The 13467-nt window shown below is 73.4% G+C and carries 11 protein-coding genes and 1 pseudogene; 10 read left to right on the top strand and 2 right to left on the bottom strand.

From position 1 onward, the window contains the following. Positions 1–8 precede the first annotated feature (8 nt). A pseudogene (locus tag EJG53_RS14160) lies at positions 9–2173 on the bottom strand (S9 family peptidase). A 233-nt stretch (positions 2174–2406) separates the two neighbouring features. On the opposite strand from EJG53_RS14160, the gene EJG53_RS14155 reads away from it, so the two are divergent. The 6 genes from EJG53_RS14155 (at position 2407) to EJG53_RS14135 (ending at position 8477) form a co-directional block, all read left to right on the top strand. Then, a complete protein-coding gene (locus EJG53_RS14155; RefSeq protein ID WP_030020272.1) occupies positions 2407–2601 on the top strand; it encodes a hypothetical protein in 195 nt (64 codons plus the stop codon). 135 nt (positions 2602–2736) lie between these two features. Beyond that, positions 2737–3675, top strand: a complete 939-nt coding sequence (gene mshB, locus EJG53_RS14150; RefSeq protein ID WP_125045143.1) for an N-acetyl-1-D-myo-inositol-2-amino-2-deoxy-alpha-D-glucopyranoside deacetylase — start codon at positions 2737–2739, stop codon at positions 3673–3675. Next, complete coding sequence (locus EJG53_RS14145) at positions 3672–4274, top strand: DUF6113 family protein (protein WP_125045142.1); 603 nt, start codon at positions 3672–3674, stop codon at positions 4272–4274. Before mshB ends, EJG53_RS14145 begins: the two co-directional genes overlap by 4 nt. A 164-nt stretch (positions 4275–4438) precedes the next feature. Next, the gene (locus tag EJG53_RS41485) at positions 4439–5776 is read left to right on the top strand and encodes a hypothetical protein (RefSeq protein WP_174856405.1); all 1338 of its coding nucleotides are present in this window, start codon (positions 4439–4441) and stop codon (positions 5774–5776) included. Positions 5777–5829: 53 nt separating this feature from the next. Then, positions 5830–6741, top strand: a complete 912-nt coding sequence (locus EJG53_RS41480; RefSeq protein ID WP_174856404.1) for a hypothetical protein — start codon at positions 5830–5832, stop codon at positions 6739–6741. A gap of 494 nt (positions 6742–7235) precedes the next feature. Then, positions 7236–8477: a serine hydrolase domain-containing protein gene (locus EJG53_RS14135; RefSeq protein ID WP_125045141.1), complete on the top strand. Its 1242-nt coding sequence runs from the start codon at positions 7236–7238 to the stop codon at positions 8475–8477. A gap of 85 nt (positions 8478–8562) precedes the next feature. On the opposite strand, the gene EJG53_RS14130 is transcribed toward EJG53_RS14135, so the two are convergent. Next, on the bottom strand, positions 8563–9399 hold the full coding sequence (locus tag EJG53_RS14130) for an SDR family NAD(P)-dependent oxidoreductase (protein ID WP_125045140.1): 837 nt from the start codon (positions 9397–9399) through the stop codon (positions 8563–8565). A gap of 87 nt (positions 9400–9486) precedes the next feature. Between EJG53_RS14130 and EJG53_RS14125 the strand changes: the two genes are divergently transcribed. The 4 genes from EJG53_RS14125 (at position 9487) to EJG53_RS14110 (ending at position 13433) form a co-directional block, all read left to right on the top strand. Then, positions 9487–10347, top strand: coding sequence for a helix-turn-helix transcriptional regulator (locus EJG53_RS14125; protein WP_031000953.1), 861 nt, complete (start codon positions 9487–9489; stop codon positions 10345–10347). A gap of 157 nt (positions 10348–10504) precedes the next feature. Continuing rightward, positions 10505–11464 carry an ABC transporter ATP-binding protein gene (locus EJG53_RS14120; RefSeq protein ID WP_125045139.1) on the top strand — a complete coding sequence of 320 codons (960 nt, stop codon included), beginning with the start codon at positions 10505–10507 and terminating at the stop codon, positions 11462–11464. Continuing rightward, positions 11461–12198, top strand: a complete 738-nt coding sequence (locus EJG53_RS14115; RefSeq protein WP_125045138.1) for an ABC transporter permease — start codon at positions 11461–11463, stop codon at positions 12196–12198. Before EJG53_RS14120 ends, EJG53_RS14115 begins: the two co-directional genes overlap by 4 nt. After that, positions 12195–13433: a sensor histidine kinase gene (locus EJG53_RS14110; protein ID WP_125045137.1), complete on the top strand. Its 1239-nt coding sequence runs from the start codon at positions 12195–12197 to the stop codon at positions 13431–13433. The genes EJG53_RS14115 and EJG53_RS14110 overlap by 4 nt, the downstream gene beginning before the upstream one ends. Positions 13434–13467: the final 34 nt, after the last annotated feature.

Raw genomic sequence — 13467 nt, 5'->3', positions numbered from 1 at the left:
CGGACGGCTCAGCTCACCCCCAGCGAGCGCTTCAGGAAGTCGACCTGGAGCAACAGGAGGTTTTCGGCCACCTGCTCCTGCGGCGTCATGTGCGTGACGCCCGACAGCGGCAGCACCTCGTGCGGCCGGCCCGCCGCGAGCAGCGCGGAGGAGAGCCGCAGGGTGTGCGCCACCACCACGTTGTCGTCCGCCAGCCCGTGCACGATCATCATCGGCCGGTGCGGCTCCGCGGCGCCCACCAGACCGTCGTCGTCGACCAGGGAGTTCTTCGCGTACAGCGCCGGGTCCTCGTCCGGGTGCCCCAGGTACCGCTCCGTGTAGTGGGTGTCGTACAGCCGCTGGTCGGTGACCGGGGCGCCCACGACGGCGGCGTGGAAGACGTCGGGGCGGCGCAGTGCCGCCAGCCCGGCCAGATAGCCGCCGAAGGACCAGCCCCGGATCGCGACCCGGTCCAGGTCCAGGGGGAAGCGGTCCGCGAGCCCCTGCAGCGCGTCGACCTGGTCCTGGAGGACCACCGCCGCCAGGTCCCGGTGGATGGCCTTCTCCCACTCGGGGAGCGCCCCGGAGTGCCCCGCCCGTCCGCGACGATCACCGCGAAGCCCTGGTCGGCGAACCACTGCGAAGTCAGGTAGGCGTTGTGCGCGGCCACCACCCGCTGCCCGTGCGGACCGCCGTACGGGTCCATGAGGACCGGCAGCGGCCCGTCCTCCTTCTGGTAGCCGGTCGGCAGCAGTACCGCGCAGGGGATCTGCCGCTCACCGGACAGGACGAACTGCGGGCTGGTGGCGAGCACCGGCACCTCGGCGTACGAGCCGATCGCGGCCAGCCAGGTCTCGCCGCCGTCCGCCTCCAGACGCACCACCTCCGTCTGCGCCCCCGGCCGGTCCGGACAGGCGTGCGAGAGGACCGTCACGGCGCCGCCGCGCACCGCGGAGGACACCGACGGGTACGGGCGCTTGCCGACCCGCTCCCAGCCGCCCTGGTCGCCGCTGCCGCGGTACCAGGCGCGGTAGACGCCGATGTCGTGCAGCTCCTCGCCGCTCGCCGTGAACAGCACGTCGTCCTCGCCGATGTCCAGCACGGCCCGTACGTGCAGCGGCGCCGCCGTCAGCGCCCGGTCGCCGACGAACAGCCGGCGGGCCCCGCCCTCGTCCGAGACGCGCACCAGGCGCCCGTCCGGCGTCCAGGCGGGCGACCCGGTGGTCAGCTCCACCCACCGGGGGTCCTCGTCGGCGTGCACGGTGCTGGTCGCGCCGGTCTTGACGTCGACCGTCAGGTAGCGCTCGGCGCGCTGGTCGCGGCTCTGGACGAGGAGGAGGGGCGGGCCCGCCGCCGACCAGTGCACGCGCGTCAGGTACGGGTAGCGCTCGTGGTCCCAGGTGACGTCCGTGCGCGAGCCGTCCAGGCCGAGCAGGGCCAGACCCACGGAGGCGTTGGGGGTGCCGGCCGCCGGGTAGGCCACCCGGGCCGGTTCGCGGTCCGGGTGCGCCGGGTCGGCGATCCACCAGCGCCGTACGGGCGCGTCGTCGACGCGCGCGGCCAGCACCCGGTCGCTGTCCGGGGACCACCAGAAGCCGCGGTAGCGGCCCATCTCCTCGGCCGCGATGAACTCTGCCAGACCCCAGGTGACGTCCGGGCCGTCCGGCTCGGCGAGGGACCGGTCGCCCGGCGCGCCGTCACCGTCGCCGGGCGCGGCGTCGGCCGGGACGACCCGCAGCCGGCCCTGGGACACGTACGCGATGTGCCGCCCGTCGGGCGACGGCCGGGGGTCCACCACAGGGCCCGGTACGGGGAGTTCACGGGCGGTGCCGGCGCGCAGTTCGGCGGTGAACAGCCGGCCCGAGAGGGTGAAGGCGGCCAGTTCCACCGCGGCGTCCACGGCGTAGCCCACCACACCGGACGAGCCTTCGCGCGTACGTTCGCGGCGCGCCCGCTCCTCGGGCGACAGCTCCTCGTCCGCGCCGGCGAGCAGCGCCGCCGGGTCGGCGGCGGCGTACTCCCGCCCCTCGTCAAGATCCAGTACCCACAGCAGATTCGCTCGATCGGTGCCCGTACGGGAGCGGAGGAACGAGACGCGTGAGCCGTCCGGCGCCACCGCGAAGCCGCGCGGCGCGCCCAGCGAGAAGCGCTGGGTACGGGCGTGTTGCCGAGGAAAAGAGAGCTGTCCGGTCATGCGGAGGAGCCTACGGTGCCCCGCCCTGGTCGCGCCCGCTTCCGCGATGATCGCGTGCGCCCCCGTTCTGCTCCCGTGCACCGACATATGCGCGAGCGTGGAAAGTTATGATCCCCTCCGCGGAGTGGGTATGGGAGTGGAGCGTGACAACCCCGTGCCCGTGGGGCCGTCACCCGTCGGCCCCACGTCGTTCCAACGCTGTCCGGACCGTGCGTACTTGGAGGTGAGCCGCCGTGGCACTGACGATTTCGGCGGTGGTGCTGCTGGCGATCATCGTCTTCCTGCTCGTCAAGAAGTCCGGGCTGAAGACGGGACATGCGCTGGTGTGCATGCTGCTCGGCTTCTATCTGGCCAGTTCGTCGATCGGCCCGACCATCAAGCAGCTGACGACGAACGTCGCCGGGATGCTCGGCGGCATCAAGTTCTAGACACCCGCCCGCGCGGTGCCGCGCGCCCGCCGGAGCCCGTGCGCGGGGCGGCCGGCCCGGCCCCTGAACGGGGGTGGGCCGGGCGGGCCGGATCGGGATGCGGGGTACCGGGCGCCCGGCTCGTACGCTGTCTCCATGACCGACCTTCCCGCCCGCCGGCTGCTGCTCGTGCACGCGCACCCGGATGACGAGTCCATCAACAATGGCGCCACGATGGCCAAGTACGCGGGCGAAGGAGCCCTGGTCACGCTCGTGACCTGCACCCGCGGCGAAGAGGGCGAGGTCATCCCGCCGGACCTGGCCCACCTCGCGCCGGACCGGGACGACGCCCTGGGCCCGTACCGCGTGGAAGAGCTGGCCGCCGCCATGGAGGCGCTCGGGGTCACCGATCACCGCTTCCTGGGCGGCGCCGGCCGCTACCGCGACTCCGGGATGATGGGCGCCCCGCAGAACGACCGGCCGGGCGCCTTCTGGCGGGCCGACCTGGACGAGGCCGCCGGGTATCTGGTCGCCGTCGTCCGCGAGGTACGGCCGCAGGTGCTGGTCACCTACGACGACAACGGCGGCTACGGGCACCCGGACCACATCCAGGCGCACCGCGTCGCCATGCGCGCCGCCGACCTCGCCGCCGACCCGGACTTCCGCCCCGAGCTGGGGGCGCCGCACCGGATCGACAAGATCTACTGGAACCGTAATCCGCGCCCGGTGGTCGAGGAGGGCTTCGCGCGGCTGCGCGCGGCGGGCCCGTCCTTCCCGGGTGTCGGCGCGGCGGAGGACGTACCGGGGATCGTGGACGAGGCCGTGGTGACCGCCGCGGTCTCCGGCGACGAGCGGTACGCGGCCGCGAAGGCGGCGGCGATGCGGGCGCACGCCACGCAGATCGCCGTCGACGGCCCCTTCTTCGCCCTCTCCAACGGCCTGGGGCAGCCCCTGTTCGGGACCGAGTACTACCAGCTCGTACGGGGCAGATCCGGCGCGGCGGCAGGGGAGCGCGAGGACGATCTCTTCGCGGGCGTGGCGGACGACACGGGGAACGGGGAGCGCACCGAGGACGAGAAGGAGCAGGCGGTATGAGCGGCGGGAAGAAGCGCACCAGGGCCGCGTCGGGCGGCAAGGGGCCGAAGACGGGTGCGTCGGCGGCCCCCAAGGGCGGCAAGGGCGCGGCGGCCAGGGGTGGTGCCGGTGGTGGCGCTGGTACGGGTGCTGGTAGTGGCGCCGGTACGGGGGCCGGGGCCGGTACGGCGGGCGCGGGAGGCGCTCGGGGCGCGAGGGGGGCGGCTGCCGGAACCGGGCTCGCCGCGCCGCTGAGTCCCGGCCGGGTGGCCGGGTACGTCCTGCTGTTCGTCCTCGGCGCGGTCGTGGCGGCCGCGGGCGGGCTCGTCCAGGCGGCGTGGTTCCCCGGCGGGCTGCTGCTGGCGTTGGCGGCGGCCGGCGGCCTCTTCTACGGGGGCCAGGTGGCGCTCGGCCGTACGGGTGGCGTGCTGGCGCCGGGCGCGGGCTGGCTGGTGACCGTGATCCTGCTCAGCGATGCCCGCCCCGAAGGCGACTTCCTCTTCGGCGCGGGCCTGGGCACGTACGTCTTCCTCGTCGGCGGCATCGTGCTGGCTGTGATCTGTGCCACCGGATCGCAGATGCGGGCCAACGGTGCGCAAGCGGCCCGACTTGGCAAGTAAGTACCGGCCCCAGTGATCATTTTCAGGACCGCACGGCGGTCCGGGAGCGGGGTGTTGTCCTGCTCCCGGAGTGTCCGCCGACAGCGGCCAGTATGGTGGTGCGCGCCGCCGAGCCGCCCAAGCACCGTACTGACGAGCGGCGGAGCCAACCGGGAGAACCTGCTTTGAGTCGTGAATCTGACAGTTCGTCCTCCGGCGCCCAGGGGCGCGGCGGTGCCGCGTACCCGTCGGGGACACCGCCGTACGGAACGCCTCGGTCCGAGGCGGACGATGCGGTGGCGGCCGACGCCGCGGCGAAGCCGGAGGAGCCGAAGACCGAGACCACGCTGACCACGCGGATCAAGATCAATATTCCGGGGTCCCGTCCCATCCCGCCGGTCGTCGTGCGCAAGCCCGTCGGCGAGGAGTCGGGTACCGGCGGAGCTGCCGGTACCGGTCCGTCCCCGTCCCCTCTGGCCAGCACGTCCGGTACGTCTGGCAAGTCCGCTGCGTCCGGTACGTCCGGAGGGTTCGGCCAGGGGGTGACCGGCGGAGGGACCGGCGGGTCCGAGCGCACGGGCAGCACGCGCAAGCCGGACGCGCCGGGTGCCGACGGCGCCAAGAGCGCTCCGGCCGAGAAGACCAGCGACTGGTTCTCGCCCCGCAAGCCGACGGCGGCCTCCGCCGGTTCCCAGGCGCCCGCCCCGTCGCCCGCGCCGGACCCGCAGGCTCCCGCCGCGCCGCAGGACCGTACCGGCGGCTCGCAGCAGCGCCCGGACCTGCCGTACTTCTCCGACGCGCCCGCGTCGGGCAGTGGCTCGCCGTTCGACGCGGCCCCGTCGCCGTTCGACACGCAGACCAGCCCGTTCGACGGGCCTGCGCAGGGCGGGGCGGGTCCGTTCGACACGCTCGGTGGTGCGGGCGCGGGTACGGGCAGTGGTCCCGGTGGCGGCACCGGCGTCGGTGGGGGCACCGGCCAGGGGGCCGACCGCGGCGGCATGACCGGCCCGAGCGGTCCGACCGGTCCGACGACCGGTCCGGCCACGGGGGACTCGGCCTTCGACCTGCCCACCGGTTTCCCCACGCCGGGTACGCCGGGCTCCCCGGGCACCCCGGGTGCGGACGGCGGGCCGGGCATGACCGACGACACCGCGGTGCTCACCCCGCAGCCCCCCGCCCCGCCCGCCGGACCCGGCAGCGGCATCGGCGTCACGGGCGGTGCCCCGGGTGGCATCGCGGGCGGGGTGCCGGCCGGCGGCCAGGGGGCCGGCGGCCGCGGCGGTGCGTCCGGCGGCAAGGGACGCAAGAGCGGCAAGGGGGCAAGGGCGGCAACGCCGGTGGCTTCCCCGGCAGCGCACCCACCGGCTCCGGCCGTCCCGGCGGCGACCAGCTCTCCAGTGACACCCTGGTCGGCGGCATCCCGACGGTCCCCGCCGACGCGGCTCCGGCGCCCTTCCCGCCCGGACCGGGCGCGGGCCAGGACACCCCGGCCCCGCCGCGGGCCAAGATCCCCGAGCCGATAAACCCGAAGAAGAAGGGCCGCAACAAGATCGTCCTGCTGGGCGTCGCGGTCGTCGTGCTGGCGGGCGTCGCGTACGGCGCGGGGCTGCTGCTCGACCACGCGGACGTGCCCAACGGCACCACCGCGCTGGGTGTGGACATCGGCGGCGCCACAAAGGAAGAGGCCGTCAAGAAGCTCGACGCGGCCGTCCAGAAGACCCGCAACGAGCCGCTGAAGCTGACCGTGGACGGTAAGGAGCAGACGCTCGTGCCGGCCAAGGCCGGGCTGAACATCGACACCCAGGCCACGGTCCGGGACGCCTCCGGCCGCGACTACAACCCCGTCTCCGTCATCAGCTCGCTGTTCGGCGGCACGCGGACCGCCAAGCCCGCGATGATCACGGACGACGAGAAGCTGGACGTCGCGCTCAAGGCGGTGGCCGGACCGGCGGGCGCCGCCAAGGACGGCAGCATCACCTTTGAGAACGGCAAGGCCGTCCCGCACTACGGCGCGCCCTACAAGGCCGTCGACGTGAAGGCGTCCAAGAGCAAGATCGAACAGGCGTACCTGGACCGGGCCGCCACCGGCAAGAACACCCCGGTGGTGCTGGCCGCCGTCGAGCAGCAGCCGAAGGCGGGCAAGGCGGAGGTCGACCGGGCCCTGAAGGAGATGGCCGAACCGGCCGTCTCCGGGTGGGTGTACCTGTCGGCGGGCGGCGTCGAGGTGCCGTTCAGCCAGCGCTCCATCGGCGAACTGCTGACCTTCACCGCCGCACCCGACGGCAAGCTCCAGCCGGTCATAGACCTGGCCAAGCTGGAGGAGAAGTACGGCCACGCCTTCGACAACGTGTCGATCGACGGCGGCGCAGGCAAGGTCAAGATGACCCCGCAGCACGCCGCCGCGGCAATGATGCAGGCTCTCCGGCAGCCCGCACCGCCGGCACCGCAGAAGCGCGTCGCCAAGGTCGAGGGAGCCACGAGGGGCTGACCCACCGTCGAACCGGGCCTGGAGCGTTGATCCGGGCCCGGTTCGTCGTTTCGGGGGTGGTGCGTCGATTCGGGGGCGGTGCGTCGCTCCGAGACCGGTACGTCGCTCCGGTGGCGGTACGTCGAGTCGGAGCCGGTGCGTCGCTCCGCCCTCGTTACGTCGATCCGCCCCCGTCACGTCGATCCGCCCCCGTCACGTCGAGCCGGGGCCGTTACCTCGATCCGGAGCCGGTACAACGCTCCGCCACCGTCACGTCGCTCCGCCACCGACGCGTCGATACGGGCCCGGCGCGTCGCTCCACCCCCGTACCGTCGTACGGACCCGGATCGACGTCATCCGGGCGGCGGACCGGACTCACCACCTTCCCCGCCGCCTCAGCGCCTCAGCGGCGCGGCGCCTCAGCGTCGGAACGCGCGGGGAACCCCCCAAGGTAAGAACGCGTACCTTACTTTCGTCGGTACTGCGGGGCCGCGGCGCGCCATAGCGTCCCGGGCATGATCTCCGTAATCGACCGCCGGGCCCGCACCGCCGAGTCCGCCGCCGCGCGCAGCACTTCCCGCCGCTCCCACCGTCCGGCCGCCACCCGCGCCACGGCACTGGCCTTGGCCGTCACGGCCGTCCTCGCCGCCGGGCCGGCCGCCGGCGCGGCAACTCCCCGGCACAGCGACGATCGTCACCAGGCGACCCAGGACGCGCTGCGGGACGTGGTGGAGAAGGGCGGCCTCCCCGGGGTCGTCGCCGAAGCCCGGGACGGGCGGGGCCGGTGGTCCGGCTCGGCCGGGTACGCGGACACGTCCACGCACCGCGAGCGGACCAGCGCCGACCACTTCCGTGCCGCCAGCATCACCAAGGTCTTCCTCGCCACCGTCCTCCTCCAACTGGCGGAAGAGGGCGTGCTCGACCTGGACGACAGCGTCGAGAAGTGGCTGCCCGGACTCGTACGCGGCAACGGCAACGACGGCCGCGCCATCCGGCTGCGCCAGTTGCTGAACCACACCAGCGGCCTCGCCAACCACACCTCCGACCCCGAGTTCTCCTACCGCACCTCCGGCCCCGGCTTCCCGGAGCACCGCTACACCACCTACCGCCCCGCGGACCTCGTGGCCCTCGCGATGAAGCAGCCGCCGCACAGCGCCCCGGGGCAGGGCGCCCTGTACAGCAACACCAACTACGTACTCGTCGGGATGATCGTCGAGAAGGCGACCGGTCACTCGTACGCCCAGGAGGTGCAGCGGCGCGTCCTGAACCCGCTGCGCCTGCGCGAGACCTCGTTCCCCGGCCTGGACCCCCGGATGCCGGCGCCGCACCCCACCGCCTACTCGCGGCTGCGGCAGAAGGAGCCCGACGCGCCGGTCGTGGACGCCACCGAGCAGAACATGTCGTGGCTCGGCGCTGCGGGCGACATCATCTCCACCACTGGCGACGTGAACACCTTCTTCCGGGCGCTGACCCGGGGCCGGTTGCTGGGCCCGGCGGCTACCCGCGAGATGTTCACCACCGTGCCCGCGGAGACCGAGGGCTACCGCTACGGGCTCGGCATCGAGTCCGTCACCCTCTCCTGCGGGGTGACGGTGGTGGGCAAGACGGGCCGCGCCAACGGCTCCGTGTCCGGGGTCGTCGGCACCCGGGACGGCGGTCACCAGTTGACGTTCAACATCAATGGCGACTGGATGGGCGACGCCGCCACATATGTGGGGGTCGTGGAGGCCGAGTTCTGCGGCGCGCGGAAGCGCTAGCCGGGGCCGGGTGCCCGGATACCTGGGTACCCGGATGCCTACGTACCCAGGTACTCAGGTACGCAACGCCGCCCGCCCGGCGGGCTCAGGCGCACATCCCGCCGTCGACCCGCAGGACCGTGCCGGTGACGTAGGAGGCACGGTCGCTGAGCAGCCAGGCCGCGGCCTGGGCGATCTCTTCCGGGTCGGCGGCCCGGCCCAGCGGGGTACGGGCGTTGAGCTGCTCGATGGTGCCGGGGGACCGCTCGTCCCACGCGTGCAGCATCTCGGTGAGCGTGGTGCCGGGCGCGACGGCGTTGACGCGGATGCCTTCAGGGCCGTACGTGACGGCCGCCGACTCGGTGAGGCTGTTGACCGCCCGCTTCGCGGCCCCGTAGACCGGCAGTTGTGGGTTGCCCGCGAGGCTGCCGACGCTGGAGGTGTTGACGATCGCCCCGCGCCCCGCGGTGGCGCGGATGGCGGCGATCTCGGCGGTCATCGCCAGCCACGGGCCCTTGAAGTTCACGGCGCTGACGAGGTCGAATTCGTCTTCCGGCAGCTCGTCCAGCGGGCCGGGCGGCTGCCCGGTGGCGCCGTTGTTGAAGGCCACGTCGAGCCGTCCGTAAAGCTGTACGGCCCGGTCGACGGCGGCGCGGACGCTCGCCGCGTCGGCCAGGTCGCACACCACGTGGTCCGCGGTTCCGCCGGCCGCCCCGATCTCCTCGGTCACCGACTTGAGCTGGGCTTCCGTACGCGCCGCGAGAAGCACCTCGGCTCCCTCCCGGGCGAACAGCCGCGCCGCGGCGGCGCCGATGCCGCGGCCGGCTCCGGTGATGAAGGCGACCTTGCCGGCGAGCAGGCCCGCGGCCGTGGCGGACGGGGCAGGTGCGCTCAAAGTGGTCGATGCGTCTGAAGGGCCTGATACGCCCGGTGTGTTGTCCATGCCGACGAGCCTGTGCCCGGCCGTCCCGCCCAGCCAGGCACCGGCTGTACCTGGCTGGGCCGGGCGGCGTCCGCGCACACTGGGGACGTGGACCGACGTGTACGACGAGAACTGGGCGACTTCCTGCGCAGCAGGCGCGAGCGCATCACCCCCGCCGACGTGGGGCTGCCCGCCGGAGTGCGCCGCCGCACCCCGGGACTGCGCCGCGAGGAGGTGGCGCAGTTGGCGTTCATCTCGACCGAGTACTACACACGGCTGGAGCAGGCCCGCGGCCCGCGGCCGTCCCGTGAGGTGCTGGCCCAGCTCGCTCGCGCGCTGCGCCTGTCGGACGCCGAGCGTGACCATCTCCACCACCTTGCCGGCGCCCCGCCCGGCCCCCCTCCGGGCCCGTCCCGCGAGGTACGGCAGAGCATCGTCGACCTGCTGCGGCGGCTGCCGGAGGCCGCGGCGCTCGTCATCTCGGCGACGTACGAGGTCATCGCCTGGAACGAGCTGGCCGCCGCGCTGATGGAGGACTTCTCCGCCCTGCCGCGCCGGGACCGCAACCTCGTCCGGCGCGCGTTCCTGGGCCCGCACCCGTACGGACGGCGGCTGTACGGCGTCTCGGACGCGGACGCCTTCGCCCGGACCGCGGCCCGGCAACTGCGCGCCACCGCGGCCCGCTACCCCGGCGACCCTGAGGTGACCGGTCTGGTCGAGGAGCTCCTGGCGGGCAGCGAGGAGTTCGCCCGGCTCTGGGCCGCCCACGACGTGGCCGCCCGGCCCACCCTCTGCAAGACCTTCGAACACCCCCTGGTCGGGCCCGTCAGCGTCAGTTGCGACGTCCTGGACATCACCGACCGGGACCAGCGCGTCGTCATCTACACCGCCGCGCCCGGCTCGCCGTCGGCGGAGGCCCTGCGGCTGCTGTCGGTCGTCGGCACGCAGCGCATGACCGTGCCCGGCTGATCTGTCCTCCGCCGCCGCCGCGGCCGGATCCGGTCCGGGCACCCCGAAACCGCCCCGCCCGGCGCACCCTAGGGGACACCACCCATGACATCTGTCATCCCGTACTTGCGACAGGCGACACTGCCGCGCGCCACCGCCTCACTGTGAGGCTGTAACCATGACGAGCACAGCCACCACCACAGACCGGCCCGCCGGGCGACGGGCGGGCCCGGCGCCCGTGGTCAGCTTCCGGGGAGTCAGCAAGAACTACGGCGCCGTACGGGCGGTGGCCGACCTGGACCTGGAACTGCACGCGGGCGAGACCGTCGCCCTCCTCGGCCCGAACGGCGCCGGCAAGTCCTCCACCCTCGACCTGCTCCTGGGCCTGCGCACCGCCGACGCCGGCAGCGTGTCGCTCTTCGGCACCAGCCCGCAGCGCGCCATCGAACAGGGCAAGGTCGGTGCCATGCTGCAGAGCGGCGGCCTGATGAACGGCGTGAAGGTCCGGGAGCTGGTCCGGCTCGCCAGTGACCTGCACCCCGGCGGCTACCCGGTCGAGCAGATCATGGACGCGGCCGGCATCACCGAGATCGCCGACCGGATGGTCGACAAGCTCTCCGGTGGCCAGGAGCAGCGGGTGCGCTTCGCGCTCGCCACGGCCGGCGCCAACGAGCTGATCGTGCTGGACGAGCCGACCACCGGTATGGACGTCTCCTCCCGGCAGACCTTCTGGGGCACCATGCGGGCGCAGGCCCGGCAGGGCCGTACGGTGCTGTTCGCCACCCACTACCTCGAAGAGGCGGACGAGATCGCGGACCGCGTGATCGTGCTGCACCGCGGCCGGGTGCTGGCCGACGGCACGGCCGCCGAGATCAAGGCCCGGGCCGGTGCCCGCCGTATCACCTTCGACCTGGACGGGCCGGTCGACCGCGAGGAGCTGCGCCGGCTGCCGCACCTGACCTCCCTGGAGGTCTCCGGGCGTACCGTGCGCATGCAGTCCCGGGACGCCGACGCGACGGTGCACGCCGCGTACGGCCTCGGTCTGTACCCGCGCAACCTGGAAGTGGCCGGACTCGGCCTGGAGCAGGCGTTCATCGCCATCACCGACGCGGCGACCGCCGAGGAGGCGGCACGATGACCACCCTGATCAAGCTGGAGATCGTCCGCTCCCTGCGGAACAAGAAGTTCATGTTCTTCTCGGTGATCTACCCGCCGGTGCTCTACCTGATCATCGCGGGCGGCGCCGACAGCAAGCCGATACCGGGCATGACCCTGGACATGCCGCTGTACTTCATGGTCTCCATGGCGGCGTTCGGCGCGATGACCGCCGTCCTGATCGGCAACAGCGAGGCGATCGCCAAGGAGCGCGAGAAGGGCTGGGTGCGGCAGCTTCGGCTGACCGCGCTGCCCGGACGCGGCTACGTCGCCGCGAAGATGGGCGCCGCCGCGACGGTCAGCCTGCCGTCCATCGTGCTCGTCATGCTCGTTGCCGCGACGGTCAAGGGCGTCCGGCTGGAGGCCTGGCAGTGGATCGCCATCCTCGTCGCCACCTGGCTCGGCAGCTTCGTGTTCGCCGCGCTCGGCGTCGCCATCGGCTACCTGGCCAGCGGTGACGCGGTCCGCCCGATCGCGATGATGATCTACTTCGTGCTGGCGTTCCTCGGCGGGCTGTGGATGCCGCTGACGATCCTGCCGCAGTGGGTGCAGAACATCGCCGAGTGGCTGCCGACCCACGCGTACGCCGCGCTCGGCACGGCCATCGAGGGCGGCCACGCCCCGGACGCCAAGGACCTGGCCATCCTCGCCGGCTATCTGCTCGTCTTCGCGGGCGGCGCGGGCTGGCTCTACCGGAAGGACACCCGAACGGCATGAAGACGGCGGAGACCGAGCCCAGCCCGGTGCTGATCGGAACGGCGCCCCGTACCCGTCGGCAGGCGCTGGTGAAGAGCGCCTGGGTCGTCATCTGGTTCCTGTACCTGGCGGGGCCGATCGGTGACCTGGCCGACGGCGGGCTGTCCCCGGCGCACGAGCTGCTGGGCTGTGCCGGTCTCCTGACGTTCGTCGCCGTCTACTTCGTCGTGCTCTTCCGCCACATGGCCCACCGGCCCGTGAAGAACGCGGCGGTCCGGGCGGCCGTGGCCTTCATCGCGGTACTCGCCGGCCTGCTGGCCTCGGTCATCGGGCCGAACTGGCTGGTGCTCTTCACCTTCGTGTGTGTCGCGGTGGCCGTCACCCAGCCGTTCAGCGTCTCCCGGTGGGCCATCCCCGCGCTGACCGCCGTCCTCGTACTGATCGGCCTGCGCTACGCGGACGTCCGCGCCTACCTCTTCGCGTACGCCCTGCCCTGCCTGCTCAGCGGCTTCGCGATGGTCGGCGTGCAGCATCTGATCCGTACGACGAAGGAGTTGCGCGAGGCGCGGGAGGAGGTCGCGCGGCTGGCCGCCAACGAGGAGCGGCTGCGGCTCGCCCGCGACCTGCACGACCTCCTCGGCCACTCGCTCTCCCTGATCACGCTCAAGAGCGAACTGGCCGGGCGGATGCTGCCCGCCGAGCCGGACCGCGCGGCCCAGCAGGTCGCCGACATCGAACGGGTCAGCCGCCAGGCGCTGGTGGACGTCCGCGAGGCCGTCACCGGCTACCGGCGTCCCCGCCTGGTCGTGGAACTGGCCGGGGCCCGCGCCGCGCTGCGCACCGCGGCGATCGCGGCGGACATCGACCCGGCCGTGGAACAGGAGCACCGGGGTCTTACGGAGGACGGGGAGGGCGCCCTGGCCTGGTCGCTGCGGGAAGCCGTCACCAACGTCGTACGGCACAGTGGCGCGGGCCGCTGCGAGGTGCTGCTCACCGAGGAGTGGGAGGCCGACGAACGGCGCTACCTGTGCCTGTCCGTCGTCGACGACGGCACCGGGCCGCCGCGCGGCGGGAACCACGACGGGAACGGCCTGAGCGGGCTGCGCGAACGGCTGGCGCTGACCGACGGCCGCCTGGAGACGGGCTCGGCGCCGCGGGGCCGCGGCTTCGCCCTCCGCGCATACGTACCGCTCGGCGGCCTGCCGGTGCCGGACGCGGTCACCCGGTCCGCGGAGCAGCGCCCGTCGGGGGCGTGAGGCGTACGGCTGTGCGCTCCGGTGGCTCCGGCGC

It is taken from the genome of Streptomyces chrestomyceticus JCM 4735 (assembly GCF_003865135.1).
Taxonomy (GTDB): domain Bacteria; phylum Actinomycetota; class Actinomycetes; order Streptomycetales; family Streptomycetaceae; genus Streptomyces; species Streptomyces chrestomyceticus.
The sequence above is the reverse complement of the archived record's forward strand: the minus strand, read 5'-3'. Positions and strand labels throughout refer to the sequence as shown.